Source organism: Jatrophihabitans fulvus (assembly GCF_054781375.1).
On record NZ_BAAGUN010000006.1, the window covers coordinates 67,611 to 87,132 of the forward strand.

Here is a 19,522-nt window from a genome sequence, read left to right on the forward strand (position 1 = left end):
CAGCGGCGATCGGGGCGCAACGATGCTCGACACGGCACCGCAGCGGGCCCTCGGCCGGCCCCGTGCGGTCGTGCACGCCGCCCGCCTCATGGTGGCGGCCGCGGCCGTCAGCCTGGTGTCACTGGTCGTGCTGCTGCTCGAACTCGACGAGTTCCGCCGGCTGCTGCGCGACGTGACGCCGCCGCCACCCGAAGCGAGCGTCGACACCGCGGTCCGGGTCACCGTCGTCGGGTACGTGTCCTTCCTGCTGCTGTTCCCGCTGCTCGCCCGGCACGTCACCCAGGGACGCAACTGGGCGCGGCTCGCGACCTGGTTGCTCGCCGGCATCAGCCTGGTGACCACGTTCTCGCGGCTCGGCCGGCATCAGCCCGTGCCGACCCGCATGCTCGACGTCGCCGGGGCGCTGCTCGCCGTCGGCATCGTGGTGCTGCTGCTCGCGCGGCCGAGCAGCCGGTTCTTCCGGCCGCGCTGATCGGGGACGACGGCGCTCAGGCGTAGGGACTGAGGGTCGAGCCGACCCCGTCGTGCCACTGGTACACCGGCTGACCGGACACGAACACGCGCAGCGCGCGGCTCATCACGTCGAGCGGGTCGCCGTCCCAGATCACGACGTCGCCGTCCTTGCCGGGCGCGAGCGACCCGACCCGGTCGTCCATGCCCATGATGCGGGCGGGGTTGATCGTGATCGCGGCGAGGGCGGCGTCGCGGGTCATGCCCTCCTTGACCGCCAGCGTCGCCTGGTGCACGAGGAAGTGGATCGGCACCACCGGGTGGTCGGTGATGATCGCGACCTCGACGCCGGCGGCGGCCAGCCGGCCCGGGTTGGCCATCGTCCGCTCGCGGAGCTCGACCTTCGAGCGGCTGGTGAACATCGGCCCGACGACGCAGGGGATGTTCTTCTCGGCGAGCACGTCGGCGAGCAGGAAACCCTCGGTGGCGTGGTTGACCACGAGCTTGTAGCCGAACTCCTCGGACAGCCGGACGGCGGTGGCGATGTCGTCGGCGCGGTGACAGTGCTGGCTCCACGACAGCTCGCCGGCCAGCACCTGCGCGAGCACCTCGCAGGTGGGGTCGTGGTCGAAGGGCTTGCCCTCGGACGCCGCGTGGTCGCGGCGCGCCACGTAGTCCTGCGCCTGCGTGAACGCGTCGCGGATGATCGCGGCGACGCCCTGGCGGGTGGACGGCGTCTGCTTGCGCTCGCCGTAGACCCGCTTCGGGTTCTCGCCGAGCGCGCTCTTCACCGACGCGGGCGCCTTGATCACCATCTCGTCGACGACACGTCCCCAGGTCTTGAGCGCGACCGTCTGCCCGCCGATCGGATTGCCGCTACCGGGCTTGACGACGACGGACGTGATGCCGCCGGCCAGCGCGTCGCGGAAGCCCTCGTCCGCCGGGTTGATCGCGTCGAGCGCGCGGAACCGCGCCCCGTTCGGGTCGGTCATCTCGTTGGTGTCGTCGCCCGCCCAGCCCTGCGACTCCTCGTCGATGCCGACGTGCGCGTGCGCCTCGACGAAACCGGGCAGCACCCATCGTCCGGTGGCGTCGACCGTGTCGACCCCGTCCGGAACCGCGACGTCCGGGCCCACGGCGGTGATCAGGCCGTTCTCGACGAGGACGGTGCCGTCCTCGTGGACGGCACCGTCTCCGGTGACGACCCGGCCGTGGACGACGGCAACGCTGGCAGAACGGGGAATCGGCATGAACCCGACACTAGGCGGTTGGCTAGGTTCGGGGCATGGCGCGACTCGGCGAGGCGTGGGGCGTGACGACCGCCGAGCACGCCGCCACGTACCCGTGCGACGAGCTGCTGAGCGACCCCGTCGTCGCGACCCGCGGCGTCGACGTCGCCGCGCCGCCGTCCGTCGTGTTCCGCTGGGTGTGCCAGGTGCGCGTCGCGCCCTACAGCTACGACCTGGTCGACAACCTCGGCCGCCGCAGCCCGCGGACGCTCACGCCCGGCCTCGACCGGCTCGAGGTGGGCCAGCGTTTCGGCGTCGTGTTCCGCATCCGGTCGTTCGCGACGGACGAGCACGTCACGGCAGCGGGTCGCTTCGGCGGTGGTCGCGTCGCCCTCACCTACCGCGTCGTCGCGACGGACGGCGGGTGCCGGCTGCTCGGCCGCATCGCCTTCGAGACGCGGGGACGGCTGGGCCGGATGCTGTCGACGCCGTTGGTGCTCGGCGATCTCGTGATGATGCGCAAGCAACTGCGGACGCTGCGCGCGCTCGCCGAACGCAGCGCGGCGCACGAGGGGGGCGCCGGGTGATCGACCCCATCCTGCGATCACCCGGCGCCCGTCAGGGGGCGGCCTGCTCCTGGCGGTCTCAGAGGCTGGTGGCCACCCCGAGCTGGTAAGGCGAGTAGTTGCTGAAGATGCGGGTCAGCGAGCCCGCGTTCAACCGCTTCTGCACGAGTTCGCCGAGCACGTCGAAGGGGTTGTTGACACCGGGGACGTCGCCGGAGAAGGCGCCCTGGTTGACGGTCGCGTTCGACAGCGCCGTCCACTTGCCGTAGACGCCGCTGCCGGCCAGGCCGCCGCCGAGCAGCCACATGACGCTGCCGTGGCCGTGGTCCGTGCCGCCGCTGTCGTTCATGGCCACGCGGCGTCCGAACTCGGTCATGACCGCGACGGTGACCCGCTTGCGGCGCTCCGGCCCCAGGTCGTCCATGAACGCCTTGAGCGAGCGGGCGGTCAGGTCGAGGTTGTTGTCCAGGTCGGAGGCCTCGTCGGTGTGGGTGTCCCACCCGCCGACGTCGACGGTGGCGACCTGCAGGCCGACCTCGGCGCGCAGGATGCGGGCCAGGTTCTTCAACTGGCCGGGCAGGTTGCCGTTCGGGTAGGGCACCGACGTGGCCGGCATGGCCCGGATGGACGTCGCGGTGTCGAGCGCCGCGATCGTCGTGGGCACGTCCTCGCCGAGCGTGCCTCCCACCCCGCGGTACAGCGCCTTGACCGCGGCCGCCGACTGGGCGCGGATGCCGTCCCAGCCGGGGAACTGGAAGTCGTTGATCGAGTTCATCGCGAGCGACGACACCGGGCCGGCCAGCGACATCGGCAGCGCCGAGCCCTGCGCGAGCGAGCGGAACGTCGTGCCGGACCCGATGCCCTCGAGGACCCGCTCGAGCCAGCCGCTCGACGCGGTGTCCGAGCCGCCCTTCTCCAGCCACGCCTGCGCCTGGAAGTGGCTGCGCGAGACGCCGGGCTGCGAGCAGCCGGGAACGAAGGCGAGCTCCCCCGTCGACCACAGCGCGTCGTACAACGGCTTGAGCTTCGCGTTGAGGCCCCACCCGGCGGTGCCGTCGAGCGCCACCAGCTGCGAGGGCCCGAGCACCAGCGAGGGCCGCACCTGCTTGAGGTGGTCGAGCCCGAGGTCGGACGTGTTGGGCTGCAGGATGCGCAGGCCGTCCGCCGCGCCGCGCAGGAAGATCACGATCAGGGTCCGGTCGGACGTCGACGGGCTGGCGGCATAGGCAGCGCGGGCGGTCACCAGTTGGGTGCCCATCGCGGCCACGCCGACCATGCCGGCGCCGGCGAGGAACCGGCGGCGGGTCCATCCGCCGGACCAGGCGGCGTCCTGGGCGGCGAGCTCGGCGCTCACGCGCGCCGCCTTCGCCTCGAGGGCGCATTCGAGATCGGCCAGGGGGCTGGTCGTGTCGGTCATCGCGGGATCCGTTCGGTGGGGTCAGCGCAGGGCGAAGTGGGGACCGTCGAGGATCACGGCGGCGAGCGGAACGGTCTGCCAGCGCAGCACCGAACGGTCGAGCGCCGTCGACGCCGGTTCACCGAGGAACGTCTGCAACGTCGCGAGGTGCGTGGCCGACCACGCCATGCCGGTCAGGCGCTGCGCGAGCATCGCCACCGCCTGACCGCTGGTCTTGGCGCCCGCGTAGAGCGTCGTCGGGTCGGGTTTCGTCAGCCCGCCCCACCACCCGCCGGCCAGGCCGAGGTGGGCCTCCCACGTGTCCAGCAACGTCCCGGCCGAACGCCAGGCGGTGGCGACGTCCGGGTAGCCGTTCGGGGCGGGCCAGTCGAGCGGCGTGTTGCCCATGCCGCCGCTGGTCCAGGTCAGCGTGTTCAGCGCGTCCGCCATCTTCGTGACGCCGATTCCCAGGATCCGGACGGTCGCGATCAGGTTCTCCGCCGGACGGCGCACCTTCCTGCCGCGGCTCTGCCAGAACTCGACCGAGCGCAGGATCGTCGACACCATCGGCAGGATCTGCGTGCGGTTGTCGAGATACGCCTGGGCCACGGCGTTCACGAGGTCCTGGGACGGGGTGTCCGAGACGAAGCGCACGCACATCTTCCGGGCCAGGTTCAGCGCCGTGTACCGGTGCGAGGCCAGGTAGCGCAGCAGGTCGTCGCCGGCCTTCTCGCCGCCGGCCGCGCTGGCGTTGGCGTGGGTGAAGCCGAGGACGGTGACCTTGCCGGTCGGGTGGATGTAGTCGTCGAAGACGTAGTGGAAGCTGTTGTCGGTCACGGTGCGGCCGGTGAGCAGCCGGGCGGCGTTCTTGACGTCGCTCTCGCTGTACTTCAGCCCGACGGTATGCAGCTCGAGCAGCTCCCGTCCGTAGTTCTCGTTGACCGCGGTCTTCGTCGAGTCCTTCAGGCTGAGGTAGGTCAGCATCGCCGGGTGCTTCGACGAGGCCAGCAGCATGTTGGTGAACGAGCCGGTGGCGTACCTGCGGATGACGTCCCGGTCGTAGGCGTGCCGCGTCACCCACATGTCGCCGTTGTGGTTGGGCACGTTGAGGTGGTTGCTGAAGAAGTCGACCAGCACCTCGGACAGCTGCGACGGGCTCCACGCCTGCAGCCCCAGCGTCACGCGGGTGAGCTGGTCCATCACGTCCCAGCCGTACTCGCGGTTGTTGCTCTTGAGCCACTGCCGGGCGTCGTAGGGCGTCTTGGTGAGCAGCGGACCGGCCGCCGCGACGGCCTTGCTTGCCGAGTAGCCGGGATAGGTGCGCGCCCGCTCGACCATCATCGCGTACCACTTGTCCGGGCCGTTCCTCGCCAGCCAGGTGCGACCCGCGATGGTCGGCCCGAACGAGAAGCGGGACAGCAGGTGGGTGTTGGGATCCCAGACCAGGGGCGCCACGGCCGTGCGCTTCGCGGCGGCCTTGGCCTGAGCGATGGTCGGGTAGATGCGGGCGGCCATGGGGTGGTGCCTCTCGCCTCGACGACCGGCCCCACCGGTCAACGACATCCCGCGGTGTGAAGTTAGCATCAAGAAGTCGTTCCGCGCCAGCGGAGGGACGGAAGTCCCTGGACACCCCTCACGCCGCCCGCGGAACGGTCCGGACGGTGAGACCCGTCCGCGAGGTGGCTAGGTTCGAAGGCATGAGTGAAGCGACCGCCACCATCGGCGTCACCGGACTGGCCGTCATGGGCCGCAACCTGGCGCGCAACCTGGCCCGGCACGGCCACACCGTCGCCCTGCACAACCGCACCCATGCCCGCACCGAGAAGCTGGTGGCCGAGCACGGCGACGAGGGCGACTTCGTCCCGTCCGAGAAGCTCGAGGACTTCGTCGCGTCGCTGCAGAAGCCGCGCGCCATCATCATCATGGTCAAGGCCGGCGACCCGACCGACGCGGTGATCGACGAACTCGTCCCGCTGCTCGACGAGGGCGACATCATCGTCGACTGCGGCAACGCCCACTACGCCGACACCCGCCGCCGCGAGGCCGCGCTGTCGGACCAGGGCCTGCACTTCGTCGGCTGCGGCGTCTCCGGCGGCGAGGAGGGCGCCCTCAACGGGCCGTCGATCATGCCCGGCGGCTCGCAGCACGCCTGGGACAAGCTGGGGCCGATCTTCCGGTCCATCGCCGCCGAGGTCGACGGCGAGCCGTGCTGCGTGCACGTCGGCCCCGACGGCGCCGGACACTTCGTGAAGATGGTGCACAACGGCATCGAGTACGCCGACATGCAGCTCATCGCCGAGGCCTACGACCTGCTGCGCCACGGCCTGGACGCCTCCCCCGCCGAGCTCGCCGAGATCTTCCGGGGCTGGAACGAGGGCGACCTCGAGTCGTTCCTCATCGAGATCACCGCCCAGGTGCTCGCCCAGCAGGACTCCCGCACCGGCGGCGCGTTCGTCGACGTCGTCCTCGACCAGGCGGAGCAGAAGGGCACCGGCCGCTGGACCGTGCAGAGCGCGCTCGACCTCGGCGTCCCGATCACCGGCATCGCCGAGGCCACGTTCGCGCGTGCGCTGTCCGGCCACGCCGAGCAGCGCGGACCGGCGCAGGACGCGTTCGGCAGCGAGGTGGGCGACCTCGCGGTCGACGACCGCGACGCGTTCGTCGAGGACGTCCGCAAGGCGCTCTACGCGTCCAAGGTGGTCGCGTACGCGCAGGGTTTCGACCAGATCAAAGCCGGGTCCGAGGAGTACGACTGGCACGTCGACCCGGGCGCCATGGCCATGATCTGGCGCGGCGGCTGCATCATCCGGGCCCGGTTCCTCAACCGCATCCACGACGCCTACGGCGAGAACGCCGACCTGCCGTCCCTGCTCACGGCGCCCTACTTCGCCGATGCCGTCAAGGACGGCGTCGACGCATGGCGCCGCGTGGTGTCGAAGGCGTCGCTGGCCGGCCTGCCCGTCCCGGCGTTCGCGTCGTCGCTGTCGTACTTCGACGGCCTGCGGCGCGACCGGTTGCCGGCCGCCCTCATCCAGGGCCTGCGCGACAACTTCGGCGCCCACACCTACAAGCGGGTCGACGCCGAGGGCTCGTACCACGTCGAGTGGGCCGGCGACGGCCGGGAACACGACGCCTGAGTTCGACCAGGACGGGACGATTGGCGGACCGTTCGGACGTTTCGCCGGAGTGAAGGCGGGGGTTAGTCTCCGCGCGTGACACGCGACAGCCGCCGTTCCGGCAGCTCCACCGGACCCGATCGCGACCGCGCCGGGCACTCCGACGGCTTCGCGCGCCGGTGGCGCTACCGCTTCGACCTGGCGCTGTCGCGCGGGCCCGTCGTGGTCATCGGCTGGCTGGCGCTGATGATGCTCGGCGTCATCGTGGTGTCGGCCTCGATCCTCACCGTGCTGAACCTCAGCGGCATCAACGGCGGCGGCGGCCTGCGCTTCGACGAGGCGTTCTGGCAGTCGCTGCTGCGGGTGCTCGACACCGGCACCTTCGCCAGCGACCGCGACTGGCCCACCCGTGTGCTCAGCCTCGTCGTCACCCTGTCGGGCATCTTCCTGGCCGGCTCGCTCATCGGTCTGATCGCCAACGCCGTCGACCAGCGCATCGAGCGGCTGGGCAAGGGCCGCAGCCTGGTGCTCGAGCACAACCACACCCTGGTGCTCGGCTGGTCGCCGCGGCTGCCGTCCATCCTCGCCGAGATCGTCGAGGCCAACTCGAACCACAAGGGCCGCAACTTCGTCGTCCTCGCCGACTGCCCCAAGGAGCAGATGGAGGACGAGCTCAAGCGGCTCGTCCCCGACACGAGGACGACCCGCGTGGTGTGCCGCACCGGCGACGTCGGCGACGTCAACGACCTCAAGCTGGTCAACGTCGAGGACGCCCGCTCGGTCATCGTGCTCGCCACCGAGAGCGGCGACGCCGGGGTCATCAAGACCGTCCTCGCCCTGCGCAGCATCGACCCCGAGTTCTCCCGCATCCGGGTCGTCGCGGAGATGTCCGGCGAGGACACAGCCATCACGCTGCGCGAGGTCACGAACCACCGCGTGGCCACCGTCCGCGCCGACGACGTCATCGCGCAGGTCACGGCGCAGGCGTGCCACCAGGGCGGTCTGGCCGCCGTCTTCCGCGACCTGCTCGACTTCGACGGCGACGAGATCTACTTCACCCGGGTGCCCGAGACGGCCGGCGTCGCGTACGCACACGTGCAGCTCGCGTTCGAGAACGCCAGCGTCATCGGCATCTGCCGCAACGGCGTCACCCGGCTCAACCCGCCGCCGCACACCGTCGTCGAGGCCGACGACGAGATCATCGCCGTGGCCCAGGACGACGACACGGTGCTGTTCACCGGGTTCCGGTCGGACGTCCGCCCCGACTTCACCGCCCGCGACCGCGAGTTCGCCGAGCGCCGCCAGCGCATCGCGATCATCGGCTGGAGCGGGCTGGGCGTCACCGTCATCGAGGAGCTCGACCGCTTCCTCACCGCCGACTCGCTCATCGACATCCTCGTCGACCGCGCCCTGTTCGACAGCGGGGCCGTGAGCCTGCCGCCGACCCGCTGCCGGCTGGCCGTCCACGGCGTCTCGCCCGGCGCGATCCCGCTCATCCGCGCGCTCGACCGCGCCGACTACGACCAGGCGATCGTGCTCGGCTACCGCGACCGCATGTCCGCCGGCGAGGCGGACGCCCGCTCGATGCTCACGCTGCTGGCCATGCAGCGGGCGTGGGCCGGCAGCAGCAACCGGCCGCGCGTCGTCGCCGAGATGCTCGACCGCTCCAGCGTGCCGATCGCGCAGACGACCAGCATCGACGACTTCGTCATCAGCGACGAGCTGTCGAGCCTGATGATGGCGCAGCTGTCCGAGCGCCTCGACCTGCAGGACGTGTTCGGGGAGCTGTTCGCCCCGGAGGGTTCGTTCGTGTCGCTGCACCCCGCTCACGGGTACACGAGCACCGCCGAGACCACGTTCGCGCACGTCGTGGCGACGGCGGCCGCCCGCGGTGCGAGCGCCCTCGGCTACCGCATCGGCAACGCGCCGGTCGTGCTGAACCCGCCCAAGTCGACGCCGTTGCGCTTCGGTCCCAACGACCAGGTGCTCGTGCTGGCGCAGCGGTCGGCGCGCCAGGCCGAGCCGGTCGTCTTCCCGCCCACGCCGGTCTCGACGTCCCGGCTCGACGGCGACTCCGGGCCGGTCCGCAACCGCATCACCGAACGCACCCCGGACGGCGACGCCCGTCACCGCGCCGCGCTGCCGCCGGCGCACCTGTCCCAGCCGCCCGGCGCGCCGCCGCACCAGCCGCCGGCGTACCTGCGTCCGCCGCAGGTCGAGCCCGACCCGCTGCCGGTCGTCGACCCCTACGCGCCGTCCGCCCGGACCGAACCGCAGGCCTTAGCGCCGGCCGAACCGCAGCCGGAACCGTACGGCTACGCCGACCCGCTTCCGGAGCCCCGGGCCGAGCGGTATCCCGAGCCGTACTCCCACAGCACGGCCCCCGCCGCCGCGGGTCCGAGCGCGCCGGTCGACGACCACCACTCGTCGACGCCCTACGCCTCGCCGTACCCGACGAGCCCGTACGCGGCGCCGCCGGCGGCTCCCCACGCAGCCGTGCCGCCCGCGGGGTCGCCGTCGCCCTACCCGTCGCCGTCTCCCGCGCCGTATCCCTCGCCCCGTCCGCCGGAGCAGCGCCCGACGTTCTGAGCGCCCGGTCCGGTACGGACGGAACTGTCGGACCCTCTCGATACGCTTTGCTATAGAACTTCGGATCTATAACAAGGTGGGTGCGGCATGCAGCCGAGTCCCTACACGCCGGGCGAGGTGGCCCGGGTCGTCGTCGGTCGCAACGTCCAGCTCGCCGAGGCCGACGAGCGCCTGGCGTACCTCGTCGACCTGCGCCGCTTGCTCGGACGCATCCACATCGACGTCGCCGCGCGCGGCATCGGCAAGACCTCGCTGCTGCGGGCGGTGCAGCGTCGCGCCGAGGAGCGCGGCGCCCTCACCGCGTGGGTGACGGCGGGCGAGACCGGCGGCCTGCTGGCCGCCGTGGCCGCCGAGCTCGAACGGGCCAGCGCGACCTGGCACGGCGCGGCCCGCAAGCGGCTGCGCGAGACCCTCGGCCGGCTGACGCTCACCCTCGGCGTGCCCGGGGTCGCCCAGGTCGAGGCGAGCGCGGCGGCGCGGCGGCCGCCGTCCGCCCACGGCGTGCGGGAGTTCGAACAGCTCGTCCGCGACACCGTCGCGGGCGCGCTCAAGCACGAGCACAGCGGGTTCGTGCTGTTCGTCGACGAGATCCAGGCCGCCGACCCCGACGGCCTGCGCACCCTCGCCTACGCGTGGCAGCACCTGCAGAGCGAAGGCGTCGGCCTGCCCGCCGGTGTGTTCGCGGCGGGCCTGGCCACCACCCCGGAGACCATCGCGCAGGTCGTCACCTTCAGCGAGCGGTTCGCCTACCGCTCCCTCGACCGGCTCGACGCCGACGCGTCCGCCCTCGCCCTCGTCGGGCCGGCCCGCGAACTCGGGGTCGAGTGGCACCCGGACGCGCTCGCCGCCGCGCACCCGATCGCGCAGGGCTACCCGTACTCGGTGCAGCTCATCGGCGACACCACGTGGACGGCCGCCGGGCGTCCCGACCGGGGCGCCACCCTCACCGTCGAGCACGTCCGCGCCGGCGACGTGGCGATGCGGGCCGACCTCGACGCGCTGTTCCGCTCGCGATGGCAGAACGCCACCCCGGGCGAACGGCGCATGCTGCGCGCCGTCGCCGAACTCGGTGGCGACGGTCCGGCACAACGGGCCGACATCGCCACCCGGCTGTCGGCGACCACGGCCGAGCTGTCGGTGCCCCGCGCGCGGCTGATCGACAAGGGGCTCGTGCAGCCCGCCGGCCGGGGACGGTTGGAGTTCACCATCCCCGGCTTCGCCGACTACGTGATCAACCGGGCCGAGTGGACCGACCCGGTGTAACGGCTACTCCTCGGTGTTCGCGACTTCGCCGCTACGACAGGCTCGATCGCCTCGGGAGCTCAAGCAAGCTCGGCTCCGCTCGGCTCACTCGCCTGTGTTCGCGGCTTCGCCGCTACGACAGGCTCGATCGCCTCGGGAGCTCGAGCAAGCTCGGCTCCGCTCGGCTCACTCGCCTGTGGGCAGCTCGTTGTGGCCGCCGAACGCCTTGCGCATCGCCGACAGCAGCTTGTCGGCGTAGACCGCCTCGCCGCGGGAGGAGAAGCGGGCGAACAACGACGCCGCGAGCACCGGGGTGGGCACGCCCTCGTCGATGCCGGCCTTGATCGTCCAGCGGCCCTCGCCGGAGTCGCTGACGCGGCCGGCGACCTGCTCGAGATCGCGGTCGCCGTGCAGCGCGCCTGCGGTGAGGTCGAGCAACCAGGACGCGACGACCGACCCGCGGCGCCACACCTCGGTGATGGCGGGTATGTCGAGGTCGTACTGGTAGTACTGCGGCTGGTCGAGCGGGGTCTCCTCGGCCGAGTGGGTCTTCTCGGTCTTGCCCGCGTTCGCCTTGTGCAGGACGTTGAGGCCCTCGGCGTAGGCGGCCATCATCCCGTACTCGATGCCGTTGTGGACCATCTTGACGAAGTGGCCGGCACCGGCGGGACCGCAGTGCAGGTAGCCCTGCTCCTCCGGGGCCGGGTCGCCCTCGCGTCCGGGCGTCCGTTCGATGTCGCCGACGCCCGGGGCGATCGAGGCGAAGACCGGCTCGCAGTGCTCGAAGGCCTCGGTGTTGCCGCCGATCATCAGGCAGTAGCCGCGCTCCAGGCCCCAGACGCCACCGCTCGTGCCGACGTCGAGGTAGTGGATGCCGCGCCCGGCGAGCGCGGCCGCGCGGTCGTAGTCCTCGCGGTAGTTCGAGTTGCCGCCGTTGATGATGATGTCGCCCTCGTCCATGAGGTCGGCGAGCTGCTCCACCACCTTGTCGGTGATGCCGGCCGGGATCATCACCCAGGCGACCCGGGGCTTGTCGAGCTTCTGGACGAAGTCCTCGAGCGAGTCCGAACCGATGGCGCCCTCGTCCGCGAGCTGCTTCACCGTGTCGGGGTTGGTGTCGAAGGCGACGGCGGTGTGGCCGTCGCGCATGATGCGCCGCACGATGTTGGCGCCCATGCGTCCGAGGCCGATCATTCCGAGCTGCATGTCAGGCATCCTTCCGGTTGTCCCGTGCCGCGCGGTAGCGGCGGATCAGCGCGTTGGTCGAGCTGTCGTGCGCGAGGTCGGGCTCGTCGTCGGACGAGAGCTCACCCGCGACCTTCTTGGCCAGCACCTTGCCCAGTTCGACACCCCACTGGTCGAAGCTGTTGATCGACCAGATCGTCCCCTGGGTGAACACGCTGTGCTCGTACAGCGCGACCAGCAGGCCGAGCGTGTGGGGGGTGAGCCGGTCGAGCAGCAGCGTGTTCGACGGACGGTTGCCCTCGAACACCCGGTGCGGCACGAGCCAGTCGTCCGTGCCCTCGTCACGCACCTGTTCGGCGGTCTTGCCGAACGCGAGCGCCTCGCCCTGCGCGAAGACGTTCGCGTTGAGCAGGTCGTGGTGGTCGCCGAGCGGGTTGAGCGAGTGCGCGAACCCGATGAAGTCGACGGGGATGAGCTCGGTGCCCTGGTGGATCAGCTGGTAGAAGCTGTGCTGACCGTTCGTGCCGGGCTCGCCCCAGTAGACCGGGCTGGTGGCGTAGTCGACGGTGCGGCCGTCGAGGGTGACGTGCTTGCCGTTCGACTCCATCGTCAATTGCTGCAGGTAGGCCGGGAACCGCTTGAGGTACTGGTCGTACGGCAGCACCGCCTGCGTCTGCGCGCCGAAGAAGTCGGCGTACCAGACGGTGAGCAGGCCCAGCAGCACCGGCAGGTTCCGCTCGAACGGCGCGGTGCGGAAGTGCTCGTCCATCTCGTGGAAGCCGGCGAGCAGCTCGCGGAAGCCGTCCGGACCGATCGCGATCATCGTCGACAGCCCGATGGCGGAGTCCATCGAGTAGCGGCCGCCGACCCAGTCCCAGAACCCGAACATGTTCATGACGTCGATGCCGAACTCGCCGACGGCCTTCGAGTTCGTCGACACCGCGACGAAGTGCTTGGCGATCGCGGACTCGTCCTCGAGGGCGGCGAGGGTCCACTCGCGGGCCGTCGTCGCGTTCGTCATCGTCTCGAGCGTCGTGAACGTCTTGGACGAGACGACGAACAGGGTCTCGGCGGGGTCGAGGTCGCGGGTGGCCTCCGCGAAGTCGGTGCCGTCGACGTTGGACACGAACCGGAACGTCAGGTCGCGCTGCGAGTAGTGCCGCAGCGCCTCGTAGGCCATGACCGGGCCGAGGTCCGACCCGCCGATACCGATGTTGACGATGTTGCGGATCGGCTGCCCGGTGTGGCCGAGCCAGCGGCCGGAGCGCACCTTCTCGGCGAACTCGGCCATGCGTCCGAGCACCTCGTGGACCGCGGGCACGACGTCGACGCCGTCGACCCGGATGCGCTCGCCGGACGGGGCGCGCAGCGCCACGTGCAGCACGGCGCGGTCCTCGGTGATGTTGATCTTCTCGCCGGCGAACATCGCGTCGATGCGCTCGCGCAACGCCGACTCGTCGGCGAGCTGCAGCAGCAGCCGGACGGTCTCGTCGGTGACGCGGTTCTTGGAGTAGTCGAGGTAGATGCCGCACGCCTCGGCGGCCAGGCGCTCGCCGCGGTCGGCGTCCTCGGCGAACAGGTCGCGCAGGTGGGTGCCGGCGACGGCGGCGTGGTGGTCACGCAGCGCCTGCCAGGCGGGGCGGTCGGGAAGGGGGTTCGGGTCGGTCACGGTAGGAGCCACGGGGTCAGCTTGCCCGCTGTGGGAATCGCCATAGCCCATGCGTACCAGACCCGCCCGCACCCGACCCGGGCCCGGCCGGCGGCAGCTAGCCTGTGCCGGTGACGGAACGACACGGGGACCGGCCGAGGCTGTCGGTCATCGGCACGGGATACCTGGGCGCCACCCACGCGGTGTGCATGGTCGAGCTCGGGTTCGAGGTGATCGGCCTCGACGTCGACCAGTCCAAGATCGACAAGCTGCGCGCCGGCGAGGTGCCCTTCTTCGAACCCGAACTGCCCGAGCTGCTCACGAAACATCTCGAGAGCGGCCGCCTGCACTTCACCACCGACTACCGCGAGGTTGCCGACTTCGCGGACGTCCACTTCGTCTGCGTCGGCACGCCGCAGCGCAAGGGCGAGCTGGCCGCCGACGTCAGCTACGTCGAGGCCGCCTTCAGCTCGCTGGCTCCGCACCTGACCCGCAAGGCACTGGTCGTGGGCAAGTCGACCGTCCCGGCGGGCACGGCGGCGCGGATGGAGACGCTGCTGCACGAGCTGTCGCCCGACACCGGCGCCGAGCTGGCGTGGAACCCCGAGTTCCTGCGCGAGGGCTTCGCCGTGCAGGACACGCTGCGTCCCGACCGGCTCGTGCTCGGCGTGAACAGCGAATGGGCCGAGAAGCAGCTGCGGGCGGCGTTCGAGCCGGTCATCAAGGCGGGCACGCCGGTCGTCGTCACCGACTTCGCGACCGCCGAGCTGGTCAAGGTCGCGGCCAACTCGTTCCTGGCCACCAAGATCTCGTTCATCAACGCCATGGCCGAGATCTGCGAGACGACGGGGGCGGACGTCACCCAGCTGGCCGACGCCATCGGCTACGACGCCCGCATCGGCCGCCGGTTCCTCAGCGCGGGCCTCGGTTTCGGCGGCGGCTGCCTGCCGAAGGACATCCGCGCGTTCATCGCGCGCGCCGGCGAGCTCGGCGTCGACCAGGCGGTGTCGTTCCTGCACGAGGTCGACAGCATCAACCAGCGGCGCCGGGCCCGCACGGTCGAACTCGGCCTGGACCTGCTCGACGGGTCGTACCGCGGCCGCCGCGTGGCCGCCCTGGGCGCGGCGTTCAAGCCGAACTCGGACGACATCCGTGACTCTCCCGCGCTCGACGTCGCCGCCGCCATCGGCCGGCGCGAGGGCGACGTGATGATCTACGACCCGCAGGCGCTGCACACCGCGAAGGCCAAGCATCCGGAGCTCAAATACGCGACGTCGCTCGAGGACGCCCTCGACGGCGCCGACATCGTGTTCCTGCTGACCGAGTGGGACGAGTTCCGCTACATGCACCCGGGTGTGGTCGGCAAGCTGGTCGGCCAGCGCAAGATCGTCGACGGCCGCAACGTGCTCGACCCGAAGCAGTGGCGGGCCGCCGGCTGGCAGTACCGCGCGCTCGGCCGCCCCTGACACCTACGTTTGGCGTGTTTCCCCGGCATGCCGGGGGAACACGCCAAACCCGGGATCGGAGTGGGGTCGGGCTTACGGGACGAGGCCGATGCGCACCGCGCGGAACTGATCCGGCGTCGCCTGCAGCACCCGCAGCCGCGGGTCCTTGACCTCGAGCCAGGGGCCGGTCGGCTCGAGATGGGCGAGCCGTCGGTCGGCGAGCACCGCACGCACGCCGTCACGGTCACCCCCGGCGACGAACCCGTCCAGCTCGGCGTCGGCGAGAACGCGTGCGGCCCCGTCGGCGGCGGACGCGAAGGCGGCGTCCGCCTGGTTCGCGCGGCGACGCGCGTAGCGCTGCTGCGACCAGCCGCCCTTCTTGGTGGTGCCCTGCACGTAGCTGGACCCCGTCTTGGACGCGACGAGGGTCGTGCCGTCGAAGAATCCGGCCGCGTACCCGCCGCGGCGCACGAGGAGCACCCCGATGCGGCGGCTGCGGGTGACGTGGTCGACGAGGTCACCCGACAGCGGCGGGAACGGCACCTCGATCCAGGCGCGGTCGCCGTCCGCACCGGTGAGCTCGACCCACCCGTCCGCCACGACGGACGACGAGCCGCCGTGGCGTTCGTCGAAGCCCGCCAGCCAGCGGGCCAACCGCTCGGCGGCGACCGTCACCCGGCGGGCGTCGGACGGCGGCGGCACGTCAGGAGGATGCCCCCGCCAGCGGGATCTCGAGCGTCGCCGCGCCGGGCTCGTCGGCCTCGGGACGCTCGCCGAGACGCACCAGGGCGATGCCCGCGACCACGACAACGCCCCCGACCAGCTGGATCGTGCCCGGTTGCTGCGCGAGCAGCAGCCAGGCGAACAGCACCGCGAACAGCACCTCGGCGAGGCCGACGAACGAGGCGACCCGCGCCCCGAGCCGCCGGGCGGCGGCGATTCCGCTGGTGTAGGCGAGCACGGTCGCGACCAGCCCCACGCCGAGCGCCGGCACCAGCCAACTCATCGTGTGCCCGGCGAGTTCGACGTCCGCGGCGGTGGTGCGGAACGGGATCGCACCGACGAGCGCGGCCAGGCCGAGCGCGCCGGCCCCGAGGGTCATCCCCGCCCAGGCCATGGCGACCGGGGGCAGGTGGTCCTCGGCGTGGGCGGACACCACGAAGTAGGTGGCCAGACCCGCCGCGGCCCCCAGCCCCCACAGCACGCCGAGCGGCTCGACCCGCTGCGGGCCGGTGAGATCGAGCACGAGCACGAGGCCCGCGAGGGCGACGAGGCCCCCGACGACCGTCAGCCGGGACGGTCGCTGGTGGTGCCGCAGCCACATCCACAGCACGACCAGCAACGTGCCCGAGTACTCGAGCAGCAGCGCGACGCCGACCGACAGGTACTGCACGGCGTAGAAGAAGCACAGCTGGCAGCCGGCGACCGCGACCAGCCCGTACGCGGCGACGGCCCGACCGCTGCGGCGCAGCAGCGTCCACCGGCCGCGCAGCAGCACGATTGCGGGGACGGCGAGCACGAGGGCCGCGATCGCGATGCGCACCGTGACCGCGCCGCCCGGCGTCCAGCCCGCGTGCAGCAGCGAGTCGGCGAACGACCCGGAGGTGCCGAAGGTGGCGGCGGAGAACAGCGCGATGCCGAGCCCCACCGACCCTGATCGACGATCGGTCACGTCACCCCTCCGTCATGAGTAACAACGCCTTATGCTCGTGACAGTATCCGGACGGCCTGAAAGGGGTCAAGGTGGTCTTTGCCCATGACACCGAGGTCGCGCTCGCGGCCGCCGCCGCGCTGGTGAACACCGAGGAGAACGGCGGGCTCGACTCCGTCGCCGAGCTCGCCGGCTTCGTCTCGCACTGGGGCTGGACCGGCCGGCACCGGCGCACGGCGATCGAGCTCGAGCAGGTGCAGGCGCTGCGTCCGCGGTTGCGGGGCGTGTGGAACGCCGGGCGGGACGAGGCCGTCGCGATCACCAACGAGTTGCTGCGCGAGTTCCGCGCGCTGCCGCAGCTCGTCGCGCACGACGACTGGGACTACCACCTGCACGCCACCGACGCCGACGCCCCGCTGGCCGCCCGCATGGCCGTCGAGGCGGCGATGGCGTTCGTCGACGTGATCCGCATGGACGAGCTCGAGCGGCTGCGCGTCTGCGTCGCCGACGACTGCGAGAGCGTGCTCGTCGACCTGTCGAAGAACCGGTCGCGCCGCTACTGCGAGTTCGGCTGCGGCAACAAGGCGAACGTCGCCGCCTACCGCGCCCGGCAGCGCAGCCGCTAGGTCGGGCCCACCCGTCCGCGCCGCAGGTGGCGGGGCAGGACCGCGAAGTACACCGCGACAGCCGCCGCGATCCCCACCGACACGCGCGCGTCCACGAGCGCGGCGAGCGCGGCCACGGCGTACAGCGCCGGTCCGACGACGGATCGCCGCAGTGCGGCGGCGACGCGCGGGCGCGCCTCGGGCGTCAGCAGTTCGGGGCTGCGGTCCAGCGCCCACCACAGCGCGACGAAGCAGCACGACGCCGCGCCGAGCACGAGCGCGTAGAACACCGCGGCGGAGCGTTCGTAGTGCGCGGCCTGCAACGCGTGGTCGAGCACCGCGGTGGCGTAGGAGATGACCGCGATGACCAGCAGCAGGGCCCCGTTCACGAACAGCATCGGCCGGCTGACGCGACGCACGGCGTGGAACAGCGCGTGGTGGTTCACCCAGAGGATCAGGATGGTGAGGAACGAGACGACGTAGGCGCCGAGCGACGGCAGCTGCCGGCCGAGGAAGCCCCAGACGTCGTCGCCCTCCTTCGGCGTCTCGATCTCGAGCACGAGCAGGGTGGCCGCGATGGCGATCACGCCGTCGCTGAAGGCCTCGACGCGCGTGGTCGAGAGGGTGAGCAGGTCACCGGCCGGCGCGGGTTCACCGGTGGTCATGGCGGATCAGAGGCCCAGCATGGCGATGACCTGCTCGGCGACGGCCCGTCCGGAGTACTGCTGTTGCCCCGTCACGAGCCGCCCGTCGCGCACGGCGAACGCCTTGAACAGCCCCGCCTGAAGGTAGTTGGCCCCCCGCTCGCGCAGGACGTCCTCGAGCCGCCACGGCATGATCTCGACGCCGGCGGCGGCGTTGCCGTAGTCCTCCTCGACGTTCGCGAAGCCGGTCACCGTCCGCCCCTCGACGAGGTACCGGCCGTCGGACAGCCGCACGTCGACCAGAGCGGAGACACCGTGACACAGCGCGCCGGTGATCCTCTCGGCCTCGTAGAAGTGCCGCACCGTCGCCTGCAGGTCGGGGTGGTCGCGGAACGTGAACATCGGGGACTGCCCGCCGCAGATCAACAGGGCGTCGAACGTGTCGAGGTCGAGGCCGGCCAGGCGCGGCGTGTCCGCGAGCAACGCGAGGAGCTCGGGCGTGTGGACGAAACCGAGCGAGATCAGATCGTCGGCCGACCAGCGTGACGGGTCCCGGGGGTCGGACAGGTTGTCGAACTCCACCCGCCCGCCGTCGGGGGACGCGACGGTCACCTCGACGCCGCGCTGGGTGAATTCGTAGTAGGGGTGCGTGAGCTCGGCGGCCCAGAACCCGACCGGCCAGCCGTTGTTGCTGCTCACGGTGGGGTTCGCGACGACCATGAGCACCCGCTTGGGCGTGCTGCTCACGAGGTCGACGGCCATGTGGTGACCGGTCGTGTCACCGGCGACGTGCGCTTCGTGCTCGGTCATCGCGAGTCCTTCCGGAACGAGGGATGGAATGTTGCTCGATAACGATGCTTGATATCAAGCATTGGTGCAAGCACCTTCTGTGCGTAACCTTCCGCTGTGGGTGAACATCCGGACGGACGAGCGCGACGGGCCTACGGCGTTCCCGCCTGTGCGCACGCCCGCGACAGCGTCGACGATCTGCTGCTCGACTGGGCGAGGCTGCGGCCCGACCTCGACGTCTCACCGGTCGGCATCGTCACCCGCATGGGCCGGGTTCGGGCCCGGCTGGACGCCGAGCTGAGCGCCGTGTTCGCCCGCTACGACCTGACGCCCGCCGACTTCACGGTCATCGTGACGCTGCGTCGCGCGGGCGAGCCGTTCGAGCTGCCGCAGGCGCGGCTCATGGAGGCCCTCGCGCTGACCAGCGGAACGGTGTCGGTGCGGGTCGAGCGGCTGTTGCGCCGAGGGGTGGTGCGGCGCTCGGCGGACCCCGCGAACGCCCGGGTCTCGCTGATCGCCCTGACCGAGGAGGGTCAGCGGCTGTTCGACGAGATCGCCCCGACGCACCTGGCCAACGAGGAGCGCTTGCTGTCGGCCCTCACATCCGATCAACGGCTGCAGCTGGCCGACCTGCTCCGCAGACTGAATCTCGACTTCGAACGCGCGGCCAGCGACGCCGGTGAGCGTCTCGGCCTGCGCGTGGAGCCCGCGCACCTGACACGCGCGCGGCGCAGTGCGGTCGGCCTGTCCGACGTCCCCGGGCTGCTCGTGGCGGGCGTCGAGCCGGACGGCCCGGCTGCCCGTGCGGGGGTGGAGCGCGGCGACGTCCTCGTCGCGTGGGACGGGCACCCACTGCGTTCGACCGTCGAGCTGGCCGAGCGGGCCGAGGCCGCGCACGAGTCCTTCGAGCTGCGTCTCGTGCGCGGCAACCGGGCGCGGACGGTCACGGTCGTACCGTGACCGTCCG

General features: G+C 71.6%; 17 protein-coding genes. 8 read left to right on the forward strand and 9 right to left on the reverse strand.

Annotated features, from left to right (window positions below; translation table 11 throughout):
- Nucleotides 1–22: 22 nt before the first annotated feature.
- Entirely contained in the window at nucleotides 23–472 is a 450-nt protein-coding gene (locus ACYVP9_RS18245; RefSeq protein WP_460606353.1) for a hypothetical protein, read from the forward strand.
- A 16-nt stretch (nucleotides 473–488) separates the two neighbouring features.
- Here ACYVP9_RS18245 and ACYVP9_RS18250 read toward each other — a convergent pair whose 3' ends face one another.
- Nucleotides 489–1,700: an amidohydrolase gene (locus ACYVP9_RS18250; protein ID WP_460606354.1), complete on the reverse strand. Its 1,212-nt coding sequence runs from the start codon at nucleotides 1,698–1,700 to the stop codon at nucleotides 489–491.
- A gap of 35 nt (nucleotides 1,701–1,735) precedes the next feature.
- Here ACYVP9_RS18250 and ACYVP9_RS18255 point away from each other — a divergent pair, with 35 nt between their 5' ends.
- Nucleotides 1,736–2,266: an SRPBCC family protein gene (locus tag ACYVP9_RS18255; protein ID WP_460606355.1), complete on the forward strand. Its 531-nt coding sequence runs from the start codon at nucleotides 1,736–1,738 to the stop codon at nucleotides 2,264–2,266.
- A gap of 58 nt (nucleotides 2,267–2,324) precedes the next feature.
- Here the strand turns inward: ACYVP9_RS18255 and ACYVP9_RS18260 are convergent, their stop codons facing one another.
- Both ACYVP9_RS18260 and ACYVP9_RS18265 read right to left on the reverse strand, forming a co-directional pair.
- On the reverse strand, nucleotides 2,325–3,662 hold the full coding sequence (locus ACYVP9_RS18260; RefSeq protein ID WP_460606356.1) for a DUF1501 domain-containing protein: 1,338 nt from the start codon (nucleotides 3,660–3,662) through the stop codon (nucleotides 2,325–2,327).
- A gap of 21 nt (nucleotides 3,663–3,683) precedes the next feature.
- Complete coding sequence (locus tag ACYVP9_RS18265) at nucleotides 3,684–5,156, reverse strand: DUF1800 domain-containing protein (protein WP_460606357.1); 1,473 nt, start codon at nucleotides 5,154–5,156, stop codon at nucleotides 3,684–3,686.
- A gap of 182 nt (nucleotides 5,157–5,338) precedes the next feature.
- Here ACYVP9_RS18265 and gndA point away from each other — a divergent pair, with 182 nt between their 5' ends.
- From gndA to ACYVP9_RS18280, 3 genes are all read left to right on the forward strand, one after another.
- Nucleotides 5,339–6,778, forward strand: a complete 1,440-nt coding sequence (gene gndA, locus ACYVP9_RS18270) for an NADP(+)-dependent, decarboxylating phosphogluconate dehydrogenase (protein ID WP_460606358.1) — start codon at nucleotides 5,339–5,341, stop codon at nucleotides 6,776–6,778.
- A 75-nt stretch (nucleotides 6,779–6,853) separates the two neighbouring features.
- On the forward strand, nucleotides 6,854–9,346 hold the full coding sequence (locus ACYVP9_RS18275; protein ID WP_460606359.1) for a CASTOR/POLLUX-related putative ion channel: 2,493 nt from the start codon (nucleotides 6,854–6,856) through the stop codon (nucleotides 9,344–9,346).
- An 87-nt stretch (nucleotides 9,347–9,433) separates the two neighbouring features.
- Nucleotides 9,434–10,609, forward strand: coding sequence for an ATP-binding protein (locus ACYVP9_RS18280; RefSeq protein WP_460606360.1), 1,176 nt, complete (start codon nucleotides 9,434–9,436; stop codon nucleotides 10,607–10,609).
- A gap of 165 nt (nucleotides 10,610–10,774) precedes the next feature.
- Here ACYVP9_RS18280 and gnd read toward each other — a convergent pair whose 3' ends face one another.
- Nucleotides 10,775–11,794: an NADP(+)-dependent, decarboxylating phosphogluconate dehydrogenase gene (gnd, locus tag ACYVP9_RS18285; protein ID WP_460606361.1), complete on the reverse strand. Its 1,020-nt coding sequence runs from the start codon at nucleotides 11,792–11,794 to the stop codon at nucleotides 10,775–10,777.
- 1 nt (nucleotide 11,795) lies between these two features.
- Nucleotides 11,796–13,454 carry a glucose-6-phosphate isomerase gene (pgi, locus tag ACYVP9_RS18290; protein ID WP_460606362.1) on the reverse strand — a complete coding sequence of 553 codons (1,659 nt, stop codon included), beginning with the start codon at nucleotides 13,452–13,454 and terminating at the stop codon, nucleotides 11,796–11,798.
- A 98-nt stretch (nucleotides 13,455–13,552) separates the two neighbouring features.
- Between pgi and ACYVP9_RS18295 the strand changes: the two genes are divergently transcribed.
- On the forward strand, nucleotides 13,553–14,887 hold the full coding sequence (locus ACYVP9_RS18295) for a UDP-glucose dehydrogenase family protein (protein WP_460606363.1): 1,335 nt from the start codon (nucleotides 13,553–13,555) through the stop codon (nucleotides 14,885–14,887).
- Between the two features lie 72 nt (nucleotides 14,888–14,959).
- Here ACYVP9_RS18295 and ACYVP9_RS18300 read toward each other — a convergent pair whose 3' ends face one another.
- Entirely contained in the window at nucleotides 14,960–15,568 is a 609-nt protein-coding gene (locus ACYVP9_RS18300; RefSeq protein ID WP_460606364.1) for an acVLRF1 family peptidyl-tRNA hydrolase, read from the reverse strand.
- A gap of 1 nt (nucleotide 15,569) precedes the next feature.
- Nucleotides 15,570–16,538, reverse strand: a complete 969-nt coding sequence (locus ACYVP9_RS18305) for an EamA family transporter (protein WP_460606365.1) — start codon at nucleotides 16,536–16,538, stop codon at nucleotides 15,570–15,572.
- Between the two features lie 71 nt (nucleotides 16,539–16,609).
- Between ACYVP9_RS18305 and ACYVP9_RS18310 the strand changes: the two genes are divergently transcribed.
- A complete protein-coding gene (locus ACYVP9_RS18310) occupies nucleotides 16,610–17,143 on the forward strand; it encodes a CGNR zinc finger domain-containing protein (protein WP_460606366.1) in 534 nt (177 codons plus the stop codon).
- Here the strand turns inward: ACYVP9_RS18310 and ACYVP9_RS18315 are convergent.
- Nucleotides 17,140–17,787, reverse strand: a complete 648-nt coding sequence (locus ACYVP9_RS18315) for a TMEM175 family protein (protein ID WP_460606367.1) — start codon at nucleotides 17,785–17,787, stop codon at nucleotides 17,140–17,142. The two genes, ACYVP9_RS18310 and ACYVP9_RS18315, sit on opposite strands and share 4 nt — an antisense overlap.
- Before the next feature lie 6 nt (nucleotides 17,788–17,793).
- On the reverse strand, nucleotides 17,794–18,576 hold the full coding sequence (locus ACYVP9_RS18320; RefSeq protein WP_460606368.1) for a type 1 glutamine amidotransferase domain-containing protein: 783 nt from the start codon (nucleotides 18,574–18,576) through the stop codon (nucleotides 17,794–17,796).
- Between the two features lie 96 nt (nucleotides 18,577–18,672).
- Here ACYVP9_RS18320 and ACYVP9_RS18325 point away from each other — a divergent pair, with 96 nt between their 5' ends.
- Entirely contained in the window at nucleotides 18,673–19,515 is an 843-nt protein-coding gene (locus ACYVP9_RS18325; RefSeq protein ID WP_460606369.1) for a MarR family winged helix-turn-helix transcriptional regulator, read from the forward strand.
- The last annotated feature ends 7 nt before the right edge of the window (nucleotides 19,516–19,522 follow it).